The organism is Nocardia sp. NPDC055002 (assembly GCF_053608825.1).
The window spans coordinates 39,892-61,102 of the sequence record NZ_JBSGWE010000009.1; the positions used below are offsets into that span (position 1 = coordinate 39,892).

19 protein-coding genes are annotated in these 21,211 nt (G+C 68.3%); 7 read left to right on the forward strand and 12 right to left on the reverse strand.

Annotation, left to right across the window (positions count from 1 at the left end; all coding sequences use genetic code 11):
- Window positions 1-14: 14 nt before the first annotated feature.
- From lspA to ACWF99_RS28905, 3 genes are all read left to right on the forward strand, one after another.
- A complete protein-coding gene (gene lspA, locus ACWF99_RS28895; protein WP_378636736.1) occupies window positions 15-632 on the forward strand; it encodes a signal peptidase II in 618 nt (205 codons plus the stop codon).
- Entirely contained in the window at window positions 629-1,555 is a 927-nt protein-coding gene (locus ACWF99_RS28900) for an RluA family pseudouridine synthase (protein ID WP_062988582.1), read from the forward strand. Before lspA ends, ACWF99_RS28900 begins: the two co-directional genes overlap by 4 nt.
- 118 nt (window positions 1,556-1,673) lie before the next feature.
- Window positions 1,674-2,375 carry a hypothetical protein gene (locus tag ACWF99_RS28905; protein WP_452537930.1) on the forward strand — a complete coding sequence of 234 codons (702 nt, stop codon included), beginning with the start codon at window positions 1,674-1,676 and terminating at the stop codon, window positions 2,373-2,375.
- A gap of 34 nt (window positions 2,376-2,409) precedes the next feature.
- Here ACWF99_RS28905 and ACWF99_RS28910 read toward each other — a convergent pair whose 3' ends face one another.
- Together ACWF99_RS28910 and ACWF99_RS28915 are read right to left on the reverse strand one after the other, a co-directional pair.
- Complete coding sequence (locus ACWF99_RS28910; RefSeq protein WP_452537931.1) at window positions 2,410-2,583, reverse strand: hypothetical protein; 174 nt, start codon at window positions 2,581-2,583, stop codon at window positions 2,410-2,412.
- Between the two features lie 124 nt (window positions 2,584-2,707).
- A complete protein-coding gene (locus ACWF99_RS28915; protein WP_378636728.1) occupies window positions 2,708-5,131 on the reverse strand; it encodes a cation-translocating P-type ATPase in 2,424 nt (807 codons plus the stop codon).
- A 34-nt stretch (window positions 5,132-5,165) separates the two neighbouring features.
- On the opposite strand from ACWF99_RS28915, the gene rarD reads away from it, so the two are divergent.
- On the forward strand, window positions 5,166-6,083 hold the full coding sequence (gene rarD, locus ACWF99_RS28920; RefSeq protein ID WP_378660504.1) for an EamA family transporter RarD: 918 nt from the start codon (window positions 5,166-5,168) through the stop codon (window positions 6,081-6,083).
- A 122-nt stretch (window positions 6,084-6,205) separates the two neighbouring features.
- Entirely contained in the window at window positions 6,206-7,135 is a 930-nt protein-coding gene (locus ACWF99_RS28925) for an ADP-ribosylglycohydrolase family protein (protein ID WP_378636724.1), read from the forward strand.
- A 90-nt stretch (window positions 7,136-7,225) separates the two neighbouring features.
- Here the strand turns inward: ACWF99_RS28925 and ACWF99_RS28930 are convergent, their stop codons facing one another.
- From ACWF99_RS28930 to ACWF99_RS28940, 3 genes are all read right to left on the reverse strand, one after another.
- Window positions 7,226-10,462: an arabinosyltransferase domain-containing protein gene (locus ACWF99_RS28930; RefSeq protein WP_452537932.1), complete on the reverse strand. Its 3,237-nt coding sequence runs from the start codon at window positions 10,460-10,462 to the stop codon at window positions 7,226-7,228.
- 105 nt (window positions 10,463-10,567) lie between these two features.
- On the reverse strand, window positions 10,568-11,065 hold the full coding sequence (locus ACWF99_RS28935) for a hypothetical protein (RefSeq protein ID WP_378636720.1): 498 nt from the start codon (window positions 11,063-11,065) through the stop codon (window positions 10,568-10,570).
- A gap of 59 nt (window positions 11,066-11,124) precedes the next feature.
- Window positions 11,125-12,423 (reverse strand): DNA polymerase IV, encoded by a 1,299-nt coding sequence (locus tag ACWF99_RS28940; protein ID WP_378636840.1) that lies wholly within the window; start codon window positions 12,421-12,423, stop codon window positions 11,125-11,127.
- Between the two features lie 177 nt (window positions 12,424-12,600).
- Between ACWF99_RS28940 and ACWF99_RS28945 the strand changes: the two genes are divergently transcribed.
- On the forward strand, window positions 12,601-13,482 hold the full coding sequence (locus ACWF99_RS28945) for a UTP--glucose-1-phosphate uridylyltransferase (protein WP_056816413.1): 882 nt from the start codon (window positions 12,601-12,603) through the stop codon (window positions 13,480-13,482).
- Here the strand turns inward: ACWF99_RS28945 and ACWF99_RS28950 are convergent.
- On the reverse strand, window positions 13,479-13,994 hold the full coding sequence (locus ACWF99_RS28950; protein WP_378636717.1) for an NlpC/P60 family protein: 516 nt from the start codon (window positions 13,992-13,994) through the stop codon (window positions 13,479-13,481). The genes ACWF99_RS28945 and ACWF99_RS28950 overlap by 4 nt on opposite strands.
- 317 nt (window positions 13,995-14,311) lie before the next feature.
- Window positions 14,312-14,845 (reverse strand): TetR/AcrR family transcriptional regulator, encoded by a 534-nt coding sequence (locus tag ACWF99_RS28955; RefSeq protein WP_378636714.1) that lies wholly within the window; start codon window positions 14,843-14,845, stop codon window positions 14,312-14,314.
- 110 nt (window positions 14,846-14,955) lie between these two features.
- Here ACWF99_RS28955 and ACWF99_RS28960 point away from each other — a divergent pair, with 110 nt between their 5' ends.
- Window positions 14,956-15,369 (forward strand): organic hydroperoxide resistance protein, encoded by a 414-nt coding sequence (locus ACWF99_RS28960; protein ID WP_378636713.1) that lies wholly within the window; start codon window positions 14,956-14,958, stop codon window positions 15,367-15,369.
- Window positions 15,370-15,429: 60 nt separating this feature from the next.
- Here the strand turns inward: ACWF99_RS28960 and ileS are convergent, their stop codons facing one another.
- The 5 genes from ileS to ACWF99_RS28985 form a co-directional block, all read right to left on the reverse strand.
- On the reverse strand, window positions 15,430-18,564 hold the full coding sequence (ileS, locus tag ACWF99_RS28965; RefSeq protein ID WP_452537933.1) for an isoleucine--tRNA ligase: 3,135 nt from the start codon (window positions 18,562-18,564) through the stop codon (window positions 15,430-15,432).
- Between the two features lie 279 nt (window positions 18,565-18,843).
- Complete coding sequence (locus tag ACWF99_RS28970; protein ID WP_378636709.1) at window positions 18,844-19,044, reverse strand: hypothetical protein; 201 nt, start codon at window positions 19,042-19,044, stop codon at window positions 18,844-18,846.
- A gap of 89 nt (window positions 19,045-19,133) precedes the next feature.
- A complete protein-coding gene (gene wag31, locus ACWF99_RS28975) occupies window positions 19,134-19,991 on the reverse strand; it encodes a DivIVA-like cell division protein Wag31 (RefSeq protein WP_101463560.1) in 858 nt (285 codons plus the stop codon).
- A gap of 60 nt (window positions 19,992-20,051) precedes the next feature.
- Entirely contained in the window at window positions 20,052-20,354 is a 303-nt protein-coding gene (locus tag ACWF99_RS28980; RefSeq protein WP_056816435.1) for a YggT family protein, read from the reverse strand.
- A gap of 89 nt (window positions 20,355-20,443) precedes the next feature.
- Entirely contained in the window at window positions 20,444-21,199 is a 756-nt protein-coding gene (locus ACWF99_RS28985; RefSeq protein ID WP_378636706.1) for a cell division protein SepF, read from the reverse strand.
- Window positions 21,200-21,211: the final 12 nt, after the last annotated feature.

The following is a 21,211-nucleotide window of genomic DNA, read 5'->3' on the forward strand; positions in this document are numbered from 1 at the left end:
GGAATGATGGACGCGTGAGTGAAGACCGGCCAACCGACAACGCTGCTGTCCCCGAGACCGGCGACGACTCAGCCACACCGTCGGCGGCTGCCGTGCCCGAGACTGCCGAGACGGCGAAACCCGCTGGTCGCCGTCGTTTGACGACGTTGCTGATCATCGCCGTCGTGCTGTTCGGGCTCGACCTGCTGACCAAGTGCCTCGCGGTCGCCTTCATCGACCCGGGCGAATCGGTGCCGATCATCGGCGATTTCGCGCGGTTCACCCTGGTCCGCAACCCGGGCGCGGCGTTCTCGATGGCGACCGGCATGACCTGGCTGCTCACCCTGATCGCCGCCGCGGTGGTGATCGGTGTGATCCGGATCGGACGCACCCTGCGATCACTGTGGTGGGCCATCGGCCTCGGCATGGTCCTGGGTGGCGCGCTGGGCAACCTGGTCGACCGGCTCTTCCGATACCCAGGCCCGCTGCAGGGCCATGTGGTCGACTTCGTCGCCGTCGGCTGGTGGCCGGTCTTCAACGTCGCCGACTCGGCCATCGTGTGCGGGGCGATCCTGCTGGTCGCGCTCACCGTGTTCGGTTTCGAACCGGACGGCACCCGCAGCGGTCGCAAACACACCGAGGAGACCGCATGAGAGAAACCAGGACAATGCCCGTTCCCGACGGACTGGACGGGATGCGGGTGGACGCGGGACTCGCCCGCCTGCTCGGCCTCTCGCGGACCGCGGTCGTGGCGCTCACCGAGGACGGCTCGGTGCAGATCGACGGAGTCGCCGCGGGCAAGTCCGACCGGCTGACCGCGGGCGCGTGGCTGGAAGTGATCTTCCCCGAACCCAAGCGCGAGCTCACGGTCGAGGCCGCCCCGGTCGACGGGATGAACATTCTCTACGCCGACGACGACATCGTCGCCGTGGACAAGCCGATCGGGGTCGCCGCGCACTCCGGCGTCGGCTGGACCGGTCCGACCGTGGTCGGCGGCCTGGCGGCGATGGGCTACCGCATCTCCACCTCGGGCGCGCACGAACGCCAGGGCATCGTGCACCGGCTCGACGTGGGCACCTCCGGGGTGATGGTGGTGGCACAATCCGAACACGCTTATACGATGCTCAAGCGCGCCTTCAAGGAACGCACGGTCGACAAGCAATACCATGCACTCGTGCAGGGACACCCGGATCCGAGCAGCGGCACCATCGACGCGCCGATCGGGCGCGCGCGGGGCAATGCCTGGAAGTTCGCGGTGACCGGCGACGGCAGGCCCAGCGTCACCCACTACGACACCATCGAGGCGTTCCAGGCGGCCAGCCTGCTCGACGTGCACCTCGAGACCGGCCGCACGCACCAGATCCGGGTGCACTTCTCCGCGGTCCGCCACCCCTGCGCCGGCGACCTCACCTACGGCGCCGACCCGACGCTGGCCAAACGCCTCGGCCTGGAACGGCAGTGGTTGCACGCGCGCCAGCTCGGCTTCCACCATCCCGCCGACGGTCGCTGGCTGGAGATCACCAGCGAGTACCCCGCCGATCTGGCGGGCGCCTTGGACGTACTACGCAATGCCTGACGACCCGCGGTCGTCCGAACCAACGCCGGAGACGGCGTCGGACGACCGCGGGGATTCATCGGCCGGGCAGGCGCCGCGCGACGGTGGTCCGGGTTCGACCGCCGAGGATCTCGGGAACATGCCCGCCGAATCGACTGCCGCCGACGATGATTCGGCCACCCGGCGGATATCGCTGCGCAACTCGGTGATCTTCGGGATCGCCGCTGTCGGCGCGGTGATCCTGTTGGTGATCGCCTTCCGTGAGCCGCCGCCCGCGTCGGCGGTGGCCACCGATCGACTGGGGCCCGCGCCCGGCGAGCAGGTCGAGCACTACCTGGTCGACGCGAAGGCTTCCCTCGACGGTGCCGATACCGACCAGCACTGGGCGCTCGTGTCGTTCACCGAATACATCGCACCCCAACAGCTTCCGGCCGCGGCCGACGGCTTGCGGATCTCCGGGGTGATCCAGCACGTGCCGGTCGACCGGGTGCAGACACCGGTGATCACCGTCGCGACGCCGGGTGGTGACGAACCCGCGGTGAAGTCCGGCGAGGCGGCGGCAGGGCTGGTCGCGGCCCAGCAGTTCCGCGACGAGCGCAGCGCCGCTGTCGCTCACGTCACCGAGAGCCGCCTGCGTGCGGGCTGCGCGTGCACGGCGGGCCTCGTGGTGCGCGGCACCCTGACCCAATTACGTGACCTCGCAACACAACCCGGCGTCAGAGCGGTGCAGGCGCTGCCGGCCGACGCCGTCGCGGGACGGTTCGCGGTGAGTCCCCTACTGCCCGGCAGCAGCGACACCGTCACATCGAGCCCCGACGACGGCCCGGTTCCCACCGAGTAGGTCCGCGCCGCTCGATCGCGTCGAGCCGCTGCGGCTACAGCCGATCACTGCCGCGACGTGTCTCGGCCAGCACCCACAGCTCGCGGGCCCGGTCGACATCTCCGGCCTGGTCATACGCGGCTGCCATCAATTCCAGCGCATCGACGTCGAGCCGATCCAACTGCCCGATGAGGTCGGCGAACAGATCATCCAATTCGTCGGGGGTCACCGGGTGTTCCCGAGACGGTGCGACAGCGGCAGCAATACCTCCATAACCGGCAAAGGTACTCCAACACCGAATGTTCGTCCGGCACAAGGGTTCTCGAAACCACCCGACCCGGGTCAGCGGTCGGTCACGCCCCCTGCGCGCCCACCGGGGGAAAGAGCTTGCCCGCGCCGCCCGAGCGCCGCGCCTGCACCCACCATGCCAGCTCGACCAGCACGATGCCGATCACACCGCAGACCACCGCCGCCAGCGTCAGACGCGGGTTGGACGGGTCGAGTTTGAAGAACTCGCGGGTGAACGGGATCGTGAACAGTGCGACATAGGCCAGCACGGACACCGCGATCAGCACCACCTTCCACCACACATAGGGTCGCGCGACCAGCACGAGCACCCACACCGCGATCATGATCAGGGTGATCAAGGCGGTGGTGCCCGCCTGCACCTTCTGCGTTTCGGTGGCTTCCGGCCCGGCGTAGGCGATGAGGTAGGCCACGAATGTCGCCACGCCGATCACCACGCCGGAGGGCACGGCCAGGCGCATCACCCGGCCGACGAAGCCGGTGCGGGCGCGCTCGTTGTTGGGCGCGAGCGAGAGCACGAACGCGGGGATGCCGATGGTGAACCAGGCCGCGATGGTGACATGACGCGGCAGGAACGGATACCCGATGGGGTCGTAACCGAAGATCTGCGAGCCCACCCCTGCGATGCCGACGAGGAAGGCCAGCAGCACCGAGTACACGGTCTTGGTGAGGAACAGGTTCGAGACGCGTTCGATATTGCCGATCACCCGGCGCCCCTCCCCCACCACATACGGCAGGGTCGCGAACTTGTTGTCCAGCAACACGATCTGCGCCACCGCGCGGGTGGCCGGGCTACCGGCGCCCATCGCGACACCGATATCGGCGTCCTTGAGCGCCAGCACGTCGTTGACGCCGTCCCCGGTCATGGCAACGGTGTGCCCGCGCGATTGCAGAGCACCGACCATGGCGCGCTTCTGGTCGGGACGCACCCGGCCGAAGGTGGTTTCGTGATCGAGCACGTCGGCGAGCGCGGCCGGATCGTCGGGCAGGGTGCGCGCGTCGACGGCGTGGTCACCGCCGGGCAGGTCGAGCGAGGAGGCGACCGCGCCGACCGAGACGGCGTTGTCGCCGGAGATCACCTTGATCGACACCTGCTGGCTCGCGAAATACTCCAGCGTCGCCTTGGCGTCGGGACGCACCTTCTGCTCGAGCACCACCAGCGCGGCCGGCTCGACCCGGCCGGGCGCGTCGTCGGCGTCGACCGAGCGGTCGCTGCGCGCCAGCAGCAGCACGCGCAGGCCCGACGAGCCGAGCTGCTCGGCGTGGGCGGCGTCCTCGGAGGCGGGGTCGAGCAGCACGTCGGCGGCGCCGAGCAGCCAATCACCGTGGGCGCCATAGGAAATGCCGCTCCACTTCTTGGCCGAGGAGAAGGGCGCGACGGCGGTCTGCGACCAGCCGGGCGAGTCGGGCAGCGCTTCGGCGATGGCCTGGACGCTGGCATTGGGCCGCGGGTCGTCGCTCGCGAGCGCGGCCAGCGCGGCCTTCACCTGCGCCTCGTCGAACGCGCCGAGCGGTTCGACCTGCGCCAGGCGCATGCCGTTCTCGGTGAGGGTGCCGGTCTTGTCGGCGCACACCACGTCGACCCTGGCCAGGCCCTCGATCGCGGGCAATTCCTGCACCAGGCACTGGCGTTTACCCAGGCGGACCACACCGACCGCGAAGGCGATCGACGTCATCAGGACCAGGCCCTCGGGGACCATCGGCACCAACGCCGCGACCATGCCGGTAACGGCCGGGCGCCACGATTCCCCGCTCGAGACCAGCTGGTTGTAGATGCTGAGCAGGCCGGCGGGAATGAGCAGGTAGGTGATGAATTTCAGGATCTTGTCGATGCCCGAGCGCAATTCGGAGTGCACCAGCGTGAACTTGCTGGCCTCCTCGGCCAGTTTCGCCGCGTAGGCGTCCTTGCCGACCTTGGTCGCGCGGTAGGCGCCCGAACCCGACACCACGAAACTGCCCGACATCACCGGCGCGCCGACGCCCTTGTCGATCGGGTCGGCCTCGCCGGTCAACAGCGATTCGTCGATCTCGAGCGCGGCGGCCTCCTCGACCTCACCGTCGACCACGATCTGGTCGCCGGGGCCGAGCTCGATCAGATCGTCGAGCACCACCTCGCCGGGGGAGATCTGCTGGGCGACGCCGTCGCGGCGCACCGTCGGCTTGGCCTGGCTGACGATCGCCAGCTCGTCCAGGGTCCGCTTCGCCCTGACCTCCTGGATGATGCCGACCGCGCTGTTGGCCACGATGAGCAGCCCGAACATGCCGTCGATGATCGAGCCCGTCGACAGCACCAGCAGGAACAGCACACCGAGAATGGCATTGATGCGGGTGAACACATTCGCGCGGACGATCTCGCCGACCGACCGGCTCGCCCTGGCGGGGACATCGTTGGTGCGCCCGTCGCGGCGGCGCTCGTCGACCTGTGCGGCGGTGAGCCCGGCAGCCGCCGGTTCCTGCACGGAAATGGACATGCTCGCCAGATTAGCCGGTCGTAACATGGGATGAATGCAGCGCAGCTCATCCCCGCCCGGTGTCGTTTTCGGGGCGGGGGCCTACCTCATCTGGGGTTCGTTCGCCGCCTTCTTCGGGCTGTTGTCGTTCGCCTCCCCCGCCGAGGTGGTGGCACAGCGGATCGTGTGGACGCTGGTCGTGGTCCTGCTGGTACTCACGCTGACGGGACGGCTGGGGAACCTGCGCGGCATCGATGCCAGAACCTGGCGCCTGGCGGCCGCGGCCTCGGCGGCCTTGTCGCTGAACTGGGGCGTGTACGTCTTCGGCGTCACCACCGGGCACATCGTCGAATGCGCGCTCGGCTACTTCATCAATCCGCTGGTCACCGTCGCCATCGGCGTGTTGCTGTTCCGGGAGCGGCTCACCAGGGCGCAGTGGGTGGCGTTGGGGCTGGGCGCGCTGGCGGTGGTGGTGCTGACCGTCGACTACGGCAGGCCGCCGGTGATCGCGCTGATCCTGGCCTGCTCGTTCGCCGCCTACGGGCTGGTGAAGAAGGTGATCCGGCTCGACGCGCTCCCCGGCATCGCGGCCGAGGGGATTGTCGCCGTGCCGTTCGCCCTGGCCTTTCTGATCGTCTTGATAGCCACCGGCCGCAGCGAGATGACCTCCAGCCCCGCTCATTTCGGTCTCATGCTGGCGACCGGGCCCGTCACGCTGCTGCCGCTGCTGCTGTTCGCCGTGGCGGCCAAGCGGGTCCCGCTCTCGACCATGGGCATCCTGCAATACCTCACCCCCGCCCTGCAGATGGCCTGGGGGGTGGCGGTCATGCACGAACCCATGCCTGTGTCGCGCTGGGCCGGATTCGCCCTGATCTGGACGGCGCTGGCGGTGTTCACCACCGACGCCCTGCTGCGTGCGCGCCGCACCAGGCAGCTCTCGGTGGCCGAGACGGCGGACGCGGCCACGCACTAGCCCGTTCGGTGTCACACCCGAAGCTCGATTCGGTGTCACACCGGCACGAATCGCCGGTGGACCACAAGCCGACCGGTAGGCTTGCCCATCGGACAATCGGATAGTGGGCACACCCGAGAGGGGTGGATTCTGTGCACGATGCGGGGTACTCGGATCGGGTCGCCGGCGTGCTGGTCGGTACCGCCGCCGGCGACGCGCTGGGGGCAGGCTACGAGTTCACACATCCCGGACCGGACACGGTGATCGACATGATCGGCGGCGGGGTATTCGACTGGGCGCCGGGCGAGTGGACCGACGATACGTCGATGTCGGTCGCCGTGGCGGTAGCCGCGTCCAGTGGGCCGGGCATCGATCTCGACGCGGTCGCGGCCGGGTTCGTCTCCTGGTACGACTCGAAGCCGCCGGACATCGGGAACCAGACGCGAAACGTGTTGTCCGCCAGACCTTCCTCCGCACTGGACATGCAGGCGGTGGCGATGTCGCTCACCGGCCGAACCGGCGGCAACGGCTCGCTGATGCGGACCGCGCCGGTCGCGCTGGCCTATCTCGACGACGCGGCCGAATGCGTCGCGGCGGCGGGCCGGGTCGGGTTGCTCACGCACTACGACGACAACGCTGTCGAGGCGTGCAAGATGTGGACCTACGCGATCCGGCATGCGGTACTGAACGCCGATTTCGACGGCGTTCGCGAATACGTCAGCGGCTCACCGCAGTCCGCCTATTGGACCGACCGTCTCGACGAAGCGGAGAAGGGCACGCCCGCCGACTTCCCGAACAACGGCTGGGTCGTGCACGCCCTCCAGACCGCGTGGTGGGCGATCACGACCACCGATCAGTCGACGCCGGAGCACCTTCCGCTCGCCTTGGAGGCATGTGTCCGTGCCGGAAACGACACCGACACCACCGCGGCCATCGCGGGGGGCCTCCTCGGCGCCCGCTGGGGCGCCTCGGCGGTCCCCGCCCGCTGGCGCGCCATCCTCCACGGCTACCCCGGCCTCACCGGCGCCGACCTCCCCGATCTGGCTCTGCGCATCGCCACCAACTCCCGCTGAAGGTGGGCAGCCGATCACCCCACCGTGGTGGCGGACCGCACTCGGCGATGCTCCCCTGACAGCGTGGTGATCAGCTATCCACCGGTATGACTACCAGGCAGTGATGATCGGGCCGGGGGTCCAGGTGCCCCAGCGGTTTTCGGAGTCGACGGTGACCTTCGCGGGACCGGCGGTGGCGTCGAGGGGAAGGTACTGCTCGAGGGAGCCCCAGTCCCTGTCCCAGTCGTTGTTCAGGTACGTCGGCAGGGTGCGGGCGGTGAAGAGGAGCTGGGTCCAGCCGAGCGGGCCGCCACCGTCGTGGCCCTGCCAGAGGTTGGTGATGGTGGCGCCGTTGCGGTCGGGCAGGATGCGGTATTCGGGGAGTTCGGCGATGCCGTTGTAGGTGGGCATCTGGTTCTGGCACGGGAAGTGCAGTCCCACAGCCCAATCCAGCAGCACCGGCGCCTCACGGCCGACCAGCGCGCTGAGCGTGGTGGTCTGCGGCATGCGCGGCGGGGTGAGCGCGAGCCACTGGTCGGGGCCGAGGTCCTTGTCGGCGGCGACCAAGCGGACCACGCTGGTCTCGGACGGCAGCTGATCCATCGGGACACGCAGATTGCGCCACATCGGCGCCGGGCCGATATCGGTCGGCGCGATCTGGCCGGTCACGGTGACAGTGCCGTCGGCCGCGGCGGTGCCGTATTCGAGGGCCAGTTCCTGGCCGGGGTGGACGATGCCGTCGGCGTCGACCGAGCGGATCCGGCCTGCCACCGACATCGCCAGCAGCGGGCCGCGCGGGCCGTCGGGCAGCCGGAACCAGCCCGTGGTCAGCGCCGCGGGCTCCTGGGTGCCGGGGCGGTAGCTGCCGAGAACCGGGGTCGCGGGGTCGAGACCGAAGGGCAGCTGCAGCGAGCCCTGTCGTGATTCCGAGCCCGCCGAGGTGGAGGCGTCGCGCAGCTTGTCGGGGTCGTCGGATACCGAATTCGCTTGGCCGGTGGTCGATTCCACCTCGTCGGAGGTGAGCACCGGCGCGACACCGCCGGCCCGGAAGCCGGTCGAGTCGGTGCCGTTCATCGTGCTGGTCAGGTCGCCGGACAGCGGCGCGAGCATCGAGGCGTTCGGGTCTGTTTCGACGAGCACCTCGTCGGCCATCCCACACCCACCGGCGAAGGCGGCAGAGAGGTTGGAGCCGGCGAGGGAGTACGCGGGGTACTGGGCGACAGTGGCCTTGGCGAACGAGGCCACCTCGAACAGCACCATCAGCGCGGCGGCGACAGCGAGAACGGGTGTCCCCGCGAACCAGCCGACCTTGGCCTTGGGGTTCAGGTTCGGATGGACGTGGTACCACGCCGCCGCGGCGAGCGCGAGCAGGGTCAGACCGACGAACAAGGTCGAGACGCCGTATCCGGCGACGGTCGGCGGCTTGTCCCACCAGGGGATCCCCCACGAGGAGACGTACCAGTAGCCGTTGGCGCCGACCCAGGTCATGGCGAGGGCGAAGAAGACACCCGCGGCGAACAGCGCGCGATTGCGCATCGGCCGCAGGACGTGCGCGCTCACCGCGACCGCCGTCACCGCGGCGACACAGGTGGCCAGGCCCGCGAACACGCCGAACTGGTGGGTCCACTTGGTGGGCGAGAACATCATCAGCACCATGGCGGCGAGGGTGATGCCGAGCATGCGCCGAGTCGGGCCGACGGCGATGCCGGGGATATGGCCGCCGCGCCGCAGCATGACGGCAGTGCACACGATCAGGCCGATCAGCATCGCGAAGACACCGAATCGCCTGGTCAGCCAGCCATCAGCATTGAGCTGCAGAAGATATTGATAACGCAGGAACTCGAAGAACCAGGACTCCCCCGGCCCGATCACGCTGTGCACGGCGAACATCTCCCGCACCCCCGCGAACGTCCGGTCGGCGAAGACGACGGTGAGCACCACCGTGCCCGCGGCCAGGATCGGCAGCAGTTGCGCGAGGTAGCCCACCGACTTCGACCGCGTCACGATCATCGCGGTGACGACACGCGCACCGGCCACCAGCGCGCCGAGGCAGATCAGGCCCGAGGGTGCGCCGGTGAGGGTGAAGGCGGCCACGATCACCGCGACGGCGAACGGCACGAGCCGCCGGGTCGCGATCGCTCGTTCGACCGATACCCAGGTGACCAGAACGCCCAGCGCGACAACGAATTCCGCACGCAGCCCGTTGTTGTAGGGCAGCCAGAAGGCCAGGAAGACGAAGGCCGCGGTCCAGGTGGCGATGCGTTCACGGCGCACCGCGACGCCGAGGCGGGGCAGCACTTCGCGGCTGATCAACCACCAGGTGAGCACGCCCGCACCGAGGGCAGGCAGCCGGACCAGCGGGCTGACCGCGGAGATGTGGGTGAGCCAGCCGATGATGTCGACGTACGGGGTGTAGAACGGGCCCTCGTCGACGCTGAACCAGCGGTAGTAGTTGGACATGTTGCCCGAACTGCGCGCGCCCCTCGCCATTCCGAGGATGTAGCCGTCGTCGGAGGTGTTGGCGCCGATGAAATGCCAGACGAGCAGCACCGCGAACACCAGCCAGTCGACCGGGCGCAGCCGCCACCAGCGTTGCGGCAGGAACCGGCGCGCGGAGCGGCCGTCGAGGGCGTCGAGACGGTGCAGGGCGAACAACGAGACCGCGGTGGCCAGCAGGCACAGCACGATGGCGGCCAGTTTGAGCCAGGTCGGCGACGACGTGTAGCGGGCGTCGACATCGACGCGCACCGCGAGGTCGGCGGGGGCGGCGCCGGTGAGTTCACTGAAAACGCCCACGACCTGGGGACGCAGATCGGCGGCCACGGCGGCGCCCGCACCGAGACCTGTTGTGGTGACCGTGGATTCCTGCGGAGTGATCGCGATCGTCAGCGCGCAGGACCGGTCGAGCACGTCGGCGAGCGGTGCCGTCCACACCAGGGTCGAGCGCGAGACCACGTCCACCCGGCCGGGGCGTTCGGCGGTGTCGGCGACCACCTTCACGACGAAGCCGTACTTCTCCATATCGGCCGATTGCCGCGGCACGGTCGAGACCGCGACACCGCCGGTCGCGGCCAGCGAACTCAGCGCGGCACACGGCACCGTCGCCGAGAGGGCGGCGGGCGCGTAGGCGACGAGCGGCGATTCGACCGCGGCGGGCGACCCCTGCTGGGGCCAGGACACCGTCGCGGCGTCGACCCGCACGGGCAGGAACGGGATCACCGCGGCGCTGAGAATGCCGATCAGTCCCGCGACGATCGCGACGATGCGCGCCCACCCCGGGCGATCACGTCGCGCCGGCTCCGACACAATCTTGGGCGGATGCCCCTGCCGCACGATCGTCTCTACCACGGGGCCCGATAGTAGCCGCGCCACCGGCAGCAGGCGAAACACCGTCGCGACTCACACGCGAAAGCCCCGCCCGGAAACATCCGAACGGGGCTCGAGCGTGGCAGATCAGGGGCAGGCGACCGAGGTCTGGCCCAGGTTGGTCATCATGCCGCAGGCCCACGACTTCTGGACCTTCCACTTGCCGTCTTCGGCCACGAACGGCACGTCGACGACGTTGGTCTGGCCGTTGACGGTGAAGTTGGCCTTGGCGTTGACGCTGTCACCGAAGGAGGTCACCTCGGTGACCTGCACCTGGACATTGGCGTCCGAGGCGGCCTGGGCCAAGCGGTTCGGCAGCTCGGGGTCGGCCTCGCCGCCCTGCACGAAGTCCAGTTTTTGGTCGTTGGGGACCGAGGGATCCAGCGCGGTGGTGAGCTGCTGGTTGAGTTGTTCCACGGTCGGCACGGGGGGCAGGTCCGCGGCCGCCGAAGCCGAAGCCTTCGCGCTCGTGGTGGCTTTGGCGGCGGGCTTGTCACCCTTGTCGTCGCTGCACGCGCTCAGGCCGAGGGCGGCGACCACGGCCAGTCCGGCGATCGCTACACGTCCGGTCGTACGAAGCTTCAACTGCTCGTCCTTTGCGTTCGAGGTGGGAGTCGTTCCATCGCGGTAGCCGAGGCTACTCTTCACGCGAGACTGGCGAGCGGATCGGCCCGTGTCAGCCCCGTGTCGTCGGCTGGAAAGGTACGCGCCGCACCGGGACCTGTCGAGCTGGTCTCGAAACGCACGGTCACCACGCCGTAGCCCGCGCCCTGCACCCAGCCGTGCCCGAATTCCGGATGATGCACATCCATGCCAGGAAACCACAGTCCCGCAGGCAGATTCGGCTCGTCCGGCGACGGCGGCGGCGGATCCTCGACGGTGCCGAGATCGGCGGGTACCGCCTGATCCAGTTCGGGGAACAGCGATTCCTGGCGCACCAGCGACAATCCCCCGTACCCGACGCCGACGAGCCGGATCGGGCCCAGCTCCGCGGGATCGATCGCCGAACGCTGCGCGGCCGCGGCCAGGGTGGTCAGGTCGGCGGTGGCGTACGGCAGGGTGAAGGACCTGGTCACGATGCCCATATCGGACTTCTTGAGCTTGAGGACCACGGTGCGGGCGGCACGGCCGTCGCGTTCGAGTCTGCGATGCGCCGACGCGGCCATCGCGGTGACGGCGGCCCGCAGGTCGGCCATCGTGACGATGTCGCGCTCGTAGGTGTTCTCGGCGCTGATCTGCTTGGCCTCGGCGCGTTCGGTGACCGGCCGGTCGTCGATCCCGCGCGCGAGCCGGTGCAGGGCGGCGCCCATGCTGCCCCCGAGGGTCGAGACCGCCTCCGATTCCGGCAGCGCGGCGAACGCGCCGACCGTCTCGATGCCGAGGCTGCGCAGCCTCGACTCGGCTACCGGGCCGATCCCCCACAGCTTGCGCACCGGCAGCGAGGCGAGCAGCTCGCCCTGTTCCGAGGGCGAGATGACCCGCATCCCGTCGGGTTTGGCGAGACCGGAGCCGATCTTGGCGAGTTGTTTCCCGGTCGCCGCGCCGATCGAGGCGGTGAGCCCGGTCTGCGCTCGGACGAGCGCGCGCAGCATCGCGCAGTAGTCCTCGACCTGCGCGACACTCGCTCCCGCCAGCTCGGCCGGTTCGGCGAAGGCCTCGTCGAACGACAGCGTCTCCAGCACCGGGACACAGCTGCGCAACGCGTCGAACACCTGCCCGCTCAGCACCGAGTACAGCGCGCCACGCGGCGGGACGACCACCGCCGACACGCCGATGAGCCGCCGGGCCTGGTGCATCGGCATGGCCGAACGCGCGCCGTAGACCCGAGCCTCGTAGCTGGCCCCCGCGACGACGCCACGCTGGCTCGCCCCACCCACGAGGACCGGACGGCCGCGCAGCGTGGGTCTGGTCAATTGTTCGACCGAGGCGAAGAATGCGTCCATATCGATGTGCAGCACCCAGCGACGGGCGGTGACCGCCGCATCTGGCCTGGCCGGAGCCCCGGCGGCAGGAGTGTGAGTGCTCACGAGCGCAATCTACGCCGGGTCACCGACAATTCCTCGAGCCCGTTGCCAGCCGTCGCACACCGATCACACAGCCGAATATGTGATGATCGGGAGATGAAGATCCGCAAGGCTGTCATTCCGGCGGCGGGAATCGGCTCCCGGCTGCTTCCGCTGACCAAGGCGACGCCGAAGGAGATGCTGCCGGTCGGGGACAAACCGGTCATCGAGCACACCGTGCGTGAGTTGGTGGCCTCCGGGATCACCGACATCACCATCGTCGTGAGCAGCGGCAAGTCGTTGATCCAGGATCACTTCCGGCCGAATCCGGCACTGGTCGCGCAGCTGCGCGCCGACGGCAAGTCCGCCTACGCCGACGCCGTGGAGGAGGTCGGCGAGCTCTCCCGCGAGGGCCACATCACCTACCTCGACCAGCACGGCCCGTACGGCAACGGCACGCCGGTGCTCAACGCCGCACGTCATCTGGGCGACGAACCGATGCTGGTGCTGTGGCCCGACGACGTGTTCGTCGCCGAGGTACCGCGCGCTCAGCAGCTGATCACCGCCTACGAATCCACCGGATGCCCGGTGTTGGCGCTGCTGCCGATGTCGCCGGGCGAATCGCAGCGCTACGGCGTGCCCGTGGTGCGTGAGGACCTCGACGACGGGCTGCTGCGCATCTCCGGCCTGATGGAGAAGCCCAAGCCCGAAGACGCGCCGTCGGCCTTCGCGGCGATCGGTGGCTACGTGGTGACGCCGGGCATCATCGACGAGCTGCGCATCCAGACCGAGAACTGGTACACCCACCAGACCGGCGAGGTGTACCTGACCGACGCGATCAACAACTACGCCGCCGAGCACGCGGTGTACGGCCAGGTCATCCAGGGCCGCTGGTACGACACCGGCAACCCCGCCGACTACCTGGTGGCCCAGTTCGCCTCGGCACTGGCCCATCCCGAATACGGCCCGCTGTTGCGTCAGCTGGTGGACGAGAACTAGAACCGGCGAATCGCGAAGATATCGAATTCGCGCAACGGGTGCAGGCCGACCGGGACGCCCCAGTCGTGGGCGTCGAGCAGCTGGCCCATGCCCGCGTAGATGCCGACGTGGGAGCCGTCGCCGTTGAGGATGACGACATCGCCGGGTGCCAGGCCGCCGAAGGTCACCGGGAGGCCGACCTTCGCCTGCTCCCACGTGGTGCGTGGCAAGGTGACGCCGACCTGCCGGAACGCCCACTGGACCAGCGCCGAGCAGTCCCAGGAGTGCGGCCCCATGGCGCCCCACTCGTAGGGTTTGCCGAGCTGGGTCATGGCGGCGGTGAGCGCGCCGATGCCGGTGGCGCTGGGCAGCGGAATCATGCCGGAGCCACTGGAACTACCCGACGAGGAACCTGACGTCCCCGAGCCCGACGAGCTGCCCGGCTGCGACCACGCGGGCCCAGCGAGGACGATGGTGGTGGTGACGGTGGCGACGAAGCCGAAGGCCAACCGTCCCAGGAGTTCTCGCTTCATGTGCGCGCTCTTCCTCACGGCCGGGAGCTGAGCTTCCGGCTGGTCGGCTATCGGGCGGCATCGCCTGATCCGGGTGAGCCACCCACTGATCCGGTGTCGCGCCGGGATGTCGCCATCATCGGCGCGGCACCGTTTCCACAGGACAAACGTCACGAGCAGTCACTGTCGCCTCAGCGGTTCCATGCGCATCAGCAGTAACGCCACAATTCTGCACGACTGTGCGGCCTCTCCCCGACTTCCGCCGGTCGTGACGGCGTGGCCAGGAGGTAGCCGGGCCGTGTGGGCGCACCCGGCGAGTTCCCCGTCTTCTCACGTGATCAGCCGATGAGTTTCAGCGCCGCCTCGATGCCGGCGCGCACGGTGTCGTTGTCGCCTACGCCGCCGCTGATGGTGACGCCGTCGCGGGTGAGCAGCAGGGCGCGGGCCGCGTCGTCGGGGGCGGAGTGACCGCCGGCGCGGAGGTGTTCGGCCATGAGTTCACGGAACCAGGTGCGGTAGTCGTCGACGACGCGGCGGACCGGGTGTTGCGGGTCGGTGAATTCGACGGCGGCGTTGAGGAAAGGACAGCCACGGAAGCCGGGGCCGCAACTGATGTCACGGAGCGCGTCGAAGATGGTGGTGACCGCGGCGAAGCCTTCGCCCTCGACCGATTCCAGCGCCTCGCGCTGGCGCGCGTATTCGCGCTGCAAATAGGCGACTACCAGGTCGTCTTTGCTCTTGAAGTGCCGGTAGAACGTGGCCTTGGCGATGCCGGCCTCGGCGATGATCCGGTCGATGCCCACCGTGTGGACACCCTCGGTATAGAACAACCGGGTTGCCGTATCGAGCAGACGTTCACGAGCCGCACTCATCGCCTGACCTGTGTCCTTTCCGGGATTCAGCGCTTTCCCTTGACGATACCAGACAGGTCTGTCTACTCTGAGGACACAAGCGAACAGACAAGTCTGTCTAGGAGGACACCATGGCACCCATCTACACCGCAGTAGCCACCTCGGTCGGCCGCGACGGCCGTTCCTACACCGACGACGGCGTGCTCGATCTGACGCTCGCCCGCCCCAAGGCGATGGGCGGCGACGGCGCGGGCACCAACCCGGAGCAACTCTTCGCGGCGGGCTATTCGGCCTGTTTCGCCAGTGCGCTGCAGTTGGTCTCCAAGCGGATGAAGCTGGACGCCGACGACGCGTCGGTGACCGCCGAAGTCGGCCTGAACCCCCTCGACGGCGGCCGGTTCGGACTCTCGGTCGTGCTGCGCGTGGAACTGCCCGAGCACCTGCACAACGAGCAGGGGCAGCAGCTCATCGAGGCGACCCACCAGGTGTGCCCGTACTCCAACGCCACTCGGGGCAACATCCCGGTGGAACTGGTTGTCGAGTAACCGCATTCACGCGAAAAAGGGCGGGACCGGCAGGTCCCGCCCTTTCGCTGTCTCGAAGTACTAGACCTTCGTGACCGACACCTTCACGCCGCCCGTGATCTCGGCGGCATCGGCACCGGCATCACCGAAAGTCAGTGCGGTGGCGAGGATTTCCCCGGCAATCAGGTCGCGGTGGGTCGCGGCCCACTCGGCCCGCTCGGCGGGTACGTCCAGCACCACACTGATCCGGTCGGACACCTCCAGCCCCTGCGACTTGCGGGTTTCCTGCAGGTCGCGGATCAGGTCGCGGGCCCAGCCCTCGGCCTCCAGATCCTCGGTGACCACCGAGTTCAGCACCACCAGGCCGGCATTGCCGGGCAGGGCGGCGGTGGACTCGGGTTCGGCGGCCACCAGACGCTGGGTGTACTCCTCGGGCAGCAGGGTGATCCCCGCGGCGGTGACGACACCGTCGGCGGACTCGCTCCACTCCCCCGCCTTCACGGCCTTGATCACCGTCTGGACCTGCTTGCCGATGCGCGGGCCAGCGGCGCGCGCGTTCACGACCAGCTCGAACCTGCCGTGCGCGGAGACGTCGGTGGTCAGGTCGACCTTCTTGACGTTGACCTCGTCGGCGATCAGCTCGGTGAACGGCGCGAGCCGCTCGGCATCGGCCGCGGCGATGGTGACCTCGGCCAGGGGCAACCGCACCCGCAGGTTCTGCGCCTTGCGCAGGCTCAGCACCGTCGAGCACACGACCCGCACCTCGTCCATAGCGGCGACAAGGTCGGGATCGTGCGGCAGCTCGGTCTCGGTCGGCCAGTCGGTGAGGTGCACCGAGCGCTCGCCGGTGAGCCCGCGCCAGATCACCTCGGTGATCAGCGGCAGCAGCGGCGCCGCGAGCCGGGTGACCACTTCCAGCACCGTGTGCAGGGTGTCGACCGCGTCGCGATCCTCGGACCAGAACCGCGAACGCGACCGGCGCACATACCAATTGGTGAGCGCGTCGGCGAACCCACGCAACTCGTCGGCGGCACCGGCGATGTCGTAGGTCTCCAGCGCCTCGGTGACCACGTCGCGGGTGACCGCGAGCTTGGCCAGGATGTAGCGATCGAGCACATTCGGCGAATCCGTGCGCCACACACCGGGCTTCGAGGCGTAGAGCTGCAGGAAGGTCCACGCGTTCCACAGCGGCCGCATCGCATGGCTCACGCCCTCGCGGATGCCACGCTCGGTGACGATGAGATTGCCACCGCGCAGGATGGGCGAGCTCATCAGGAACCAGCGCATGGCGTCGGAACCGTCGCGGTCGAATACCTCGTTGACGTCGGGGTAGTTGCCCTTCGACTTCGACATCTTCAGGCCGTCCTCACCGAGCACGATGCCGTGCGCGGCCACGGTTTTGAACGACGGCGAGTCGAACAGCGCGGTCGAGAGCACGTGCAGCGTGTAGAACCAGCCGCGAGTCTGCCCGTTGTACTCGACGATGAAATCGCCGGGGAAGTGGCTGTCGAACCACTCCTTGTTCTCGAACGGGTAGTGCACCTGGGCGTAGGGCATCGAGCCCGACTCGAACCAGCAGTCGAGCACCTCGGGGACCCGGCGCATCGTCGAATTCCCGGTAGGGTCATCGGGATTGGGCCGGGTGAGGTCGTCGATGTGCGGGCGGTGCAGGTCGGTGGGGCGCACGCCGAAGTCGGCTTCGAGCTGGTCCAGCGAACCGTAGACGTCCACGCGCGGGTAGGCCGGATCGTCGGAGACCCAGACCGGGATCGGGCTGCCCCAGTAGCGATTTCGGCTGATGTTCCAGTCGCGCGCGCCTTCGAGCCACTTGCCGAACTGTCCGTCGCGGATGTGCTCGGGCACCCAGCTGATCTGCTGGTTCAGCTCCACCATCCGGTCGCGGAACTTGGTGACCGCGACGAACCAGGACGGCACGGCCATATAGATCAGCGGCTGACCGGAGCGCCAGCTGTGCGGGTACGAGTGCTCGATCGTCTCGTGCCGCAACAGCTTTCCGGCGGCCTTGAGGTCCTTGATGATCACCGGGTTGGCGTCGAAGACCATCAGACCCTCGTACGGCGGCACCATCGAGGTGAACTTGCCCGCCGGGTCCAGTGGCTGGACGATCTCGATGCCGTTGGCCGAGGCCACGTCCATGTCCTCTTCACCGAAAGCCGGTGCGAGGTGGACGATGCCGGTGCCGGAGTCGGTGGTGACGTAGTCGGCGGTGAGCACGCGGTGCGAGTTCGGGTGGCCGACGAAGAAGTCGAACGGCGGGGCGTAGGACAGGTCGGCCAGGGCCGCACCGTCGTACTCGCCGAGCACCTCCGGCTCCTCGCCCAGTTCGCGGCTGTAGTGCGACAGACGTTCGGCGGCGAGCAGGTAGCGCTTGTCGTCGGCGCCGCGCACGTGCACATAGCGCACGTCGGGGTGCACCGCGATCGCGAGGTTGGACGGCAAAGTCCACGGCGTGGTGGTCCAGATCAGCGCGTTCGCGCCGTCCAGCGCGGCGAACGGGTGCTCGGCGGGGACGGACAGGCGCATGTCGACGGTGACCGCGGGGTCCTGACGCATCTTGTACGCGTCGTCGAGGCGGGTCTCCTGGTTCGACAGCGGCGTCTGCTCGTACCAGCTGTAGGGCAGCACGCGGAAGCCCTGGTAGATCAGGCCCTTCTCGTGCAGTGACTTGAACGCCCACATGACCGACTCCATGAAGTCGAGGTCGAGGGTCTTGTAGTCGTTGTCGAAGTCGACCCAGCGGGCCTGCCGGGTGACGTAATCGCGCCACTCACCGGTGTAGCGCAGCACCGACGACTTACAGGCGGCGTTGAACTCGGCCAGCCCCATCTCGTCGATCTGGGCCTTGTCGGTGATGCCGAGCTGCTTCTCGGCTTCGATCTCGGCGGGCAGACCGTGGGTGTCCCAGCCGAAGCGGCGGTCGACCTTCTTGCCGCGCATGGTCTGGAAGCGCGGGATCAGGTCCTTGACGTAGCCGGTCAGCAGGTGCCCGTAGTGCGGCAGGCCGTTGGCGAACGGGGGCCCGTCGTAGAAGACGAACTCACCCTCACCGTCGCGATTGTCGATGCTGGCGCGGAAGGTGTCGTCGCGAGCCCAGTAGTCGAGCACCTGGGTTTCGAGCTCCGGGAACGTCGCGCCCGCAGCCGCGCCGAAATCGACCCGGGGGTATGCGCTACCGGTAGTTGTCTCGTCCGCCATCGCGGATCTGCTCCTCGTGCCGCCGCGCCGTGAGCGCGAGATGTGGGCACGGGGACGATGTCGGCGCCGGTGCGCCGTACCGCGGTACCACCCCGTTTGCCTGATCCACTCCCTGCGAAGGGTTCAGGCCTCTCGTTGTGTGAGCTGTGACGGGCTCACCCGTTCGGTTCTACTGAGCGCTGCGCGCCGTTCTTCCGAAGGCTCCCCGGTGATAGCCGGATCAGCGCCATGTGTAGTTCGATTCTAACCGGGCGCGTCCAGTGGATATTCCGCGCCCGTTCAGTTCCGCCGGGCGTGTCGGCCGGGTGAGGCCGGTTCGCTCTCGGGTTTTCGGGTGGCCAGCGCGCTCACGAGCAAACTCGCGGCACCGACTACGCAGATCAGAATGCATCCCCACGCCCACACCACCGAACCGGTGGCGAGCGCCGCGACGAGCAGTCCGAAGCCGATCGCCGCTAGAACAAGCGTCAAGACGAGCATGGTGACTCCCAAGCCAACCGAGCAGCCCGACGATAACTGGGCATTCCCGAATCACGCGACGCGCTGCGTCGCGCGACTCGGGAACCAGTTTACTTGCCGCCCTTGGCGAAGGAAGCCGGAGCCAGACTGTTGGCCGAACCGTTGGTTTCGCCCGCGAACTCGCCACCGTCGACCGGCACGGCCGACCCACGGTTCTCGAGCTCTTCCAGCTGCGATTCCAGGTAGGACTTCAGGCGCACGCGGTACTCGCGCTCGAAGGTCTTCAGCTGCTCGATGCGGCTTTCCAGCACCGTGCGCTGCTGAGTGATCGTGGCCATGATCTCGGCGTGCTGACGCTCGGCGTCGGCGGTGAGCGCCTCGGCCTTGTCCTTGGCCTGCCGGATCTGGGTGTCGGAGCGGTTCTGCGCGTCGGCCAGCATCGCGTCGGACTTCTGACGCGCGTCGGCGATCATCGCTTCCGAACGGGTGCGGGCGTCGCCAACCAGTCGCTCGGAGTTTGCTCGCGCGTTCGAGAGCAGCCCCTCGGCCTCGGTCTTGGCGTCGGTGGTCAGGCGGTCGGCCATCTCCTGCGCCAGGGTGAGCACCTTCGCGGCCTGCATGTTCGCGTCGGGGCCGTTGTTCTGCGCCGGCGCCGCGACGGGCATCGGGGCGGGCGGCGCGACGGGAACCGGCTGCGGAACAGGTTCCGGCGCGGGAGGAGGTGCCTGCTGCACGGGCGCCTTCACGGCGCTGACCGGGGCAGGACCACGGTTCTTCTTGGCGTCGGCCAGCTCGGTGTCGAGTTCGGCGACCCGCTGACGCAGGTCGGCGTTCTCCTCGATCAGGCGCGAAAGCTCCTGTTCGACGAGATCCAGGAAGGCATCGACCTCGTCCTCGTTGTAGCCGCGCTTACCGATCGGCGGTTTGCTGAACGCGACGTTGTGCACATCGGCAGGAGTCAGCGGCATCGAAGGATCCCTTCACGCGTCTTTTGGAGAACTAGCAAGCGGTCTTCTCGATTCATTGTGTCACACGGAGGTCACGGGCTGACCGAGCCTACCCACGATCGACATCAGGATGAAGACGAGGAAGAGCAGGACCATTATCGAAAGATCGAGACGAATCCCCCCAAGATTCACAGGAGGTATCAACCGCCTCAGCAGTTTCACCGGGGGGTCGGTAACGGTGAAGATCACCTCGAGGACGATCACCACCACACCGGTCGGGCGCCAGTCGCGCGCGAAACTGCGAATGAACTCGACGATCACCCGACTGATGAGCAACAGCCAGAAGATGAAAAGCACGAGGTACAGAACCGCGAACAGGGCCACGGCTTCACTCTGCCGCAAAATCGGCATGGTGCAAAATGGCCGCGCCGCGCAGTGCGCGGGCGGCCATCTCGGTATCCGGTGTGCGTTCTCTATTTCTGGTTGTAGAAGCCGTTTTCGGCGATGCGGCGGCGTTCTTCCGCTGATACGTCGACATCGGCCGGTGAGAGCAGGAACACCTTCGTCGCCACCTTGTCGAACGAACCACGCAGCGCGAAAGCGAGTCCGGCCGCGAAATCGACCAGCCTTTTGGCATCGGCATTGCTCAGGTCGACCAGGTCCATGATGACCGGATTCCCTTCGCGGAACCGTTCACCGATGATCCTGGCCTCGCTGTAATCGCGCGGACGCAGCGTGGTGATCTTGGACAAGGGACCTCCGTCCTCGAAGATCCCAGGACGCCGCGCGGGGGCGGGCTCGGGGCGCAAGCGCTCCTCCAGCCTGCGCTCCTCGGCGTCGGGATCGACCGCGAGCGCACCACGAGTGGAGCCGCGCATACCGGGTGCGACACCGCCTGCCCGGAAGGACCGGCCCGACGACGGCGCCGTTTCGATCCTGGTGGGGCGACGCGGCGTCTCGTAGCGATCGTCGGCGTAGGTGTCGGCGACATAGTCGTCGCGACGCGCCTGGTAGGCCGACTTGTATGCCGGCTGCGGGAAGTCGTCGGCCTCGTCCTCGAAACGGTCGGCGCCGTAGCGGTCTTCGGCATAACGGTCGTAGCTGCGCGGACGAACGCGACCCGCGCGCTCCTCGACGCCGCGAGGGGCATGATCGTCGACGTAGTCGTCTTCGTACTCATCGAGCGGAACCATGCCGAAGTACGCCTTGAACTTATGCAGGGTACTCATCTGGTCGACCTT

Coding starts and splice junctions, on each gene's coding strand:
- ACWF99_RS28945 (WP_056816413.1), top strand. CDS start 12,601: ATGAAGATCCGCAAGGCTGTCATTCCGGCGGCGGGAATCGGCTCCCGG.
- ACWF99_RS28905 (WP_452537930.1), top strand. CDS start 1,674: ATGCCCGCCGAATCGACTGCCGCCGACGATGATTCGGCCACCCGGCGG.
- ACWF99_RS28940 (WP_378636840.1), bottom strand. CDS start 12,423: ATGGACGCATTCTTCGCCTCGGTCGAACAATTGACCAGACCCACGCTG.
- ACWF99_RS28955 (WP_378636714.1), bottom strand. CDS start 14,845: ATGAGTGCGGCTCGTGAACGTCTGCTCGATACGGCAACCCGGTTGTTC.
- ACWF99_RS28950 (WP_378636717.1), bottom strand. CDS start 13,994: ATGAAGCGAGAACTCCTGGGACGGTTGGCCTTCGGCTTCGTCGCCACC.
- ACWF99_RS28960 (WP_378636713.1), top strand. CDS start 14,956: ATGGCACCCATCTACACCGCAGTAGCCACCTCGGTCGGCCGCGACGGC.
- ACWF99_RS28900 (WP_062988582.1), top strand. CDS start 629: ATGAGAGAAACCAGGACAATGCCCGTTCCCGACGGACTGGACGGGATG.
- wag31 (WP_101463560.1), bottom strand. CDS start 19,991: ATGCCGCTGACTCCTGCCGATGTGCACAACGTCGCGTTCAGCAAACCG.
- ACWF99_RS28985 (WP_378636706.1), bottom strand. CDS start 21,199: ATGAGTACCCTGCATAAGTTCAAGGCGTACTTCGGCATGGTTCCGCTC.
- rarD (WP_378660504.1), top strand. CDS start 5,166: ATGCAGCGCAGCTCATCCCCGCCCGGTGTCGTTTTCGGGGCGGGGGCC.
- ACWF99_RS28970 (WP_378636709.1), bottom strand. CDS start 19,044: ATGCTCGTCTTGACGCTTGTTCTAGCGGCGATCGGCTTCGGACTGCTC.
- ileS (WP_452537933.1), bottom strand. CDS start 18,564: ATGGCGGACGAGACAACTACCGGTAGCGCATACCCCCGGGTCGATTTC.
- ACWF99_RS28915 (WP_378636728.1), bottom strand. CDS start 5,131: ATGTCCATTTCCGTGCAGGAACCGGCGGCTGCCGGGCTCACCGCCGCA.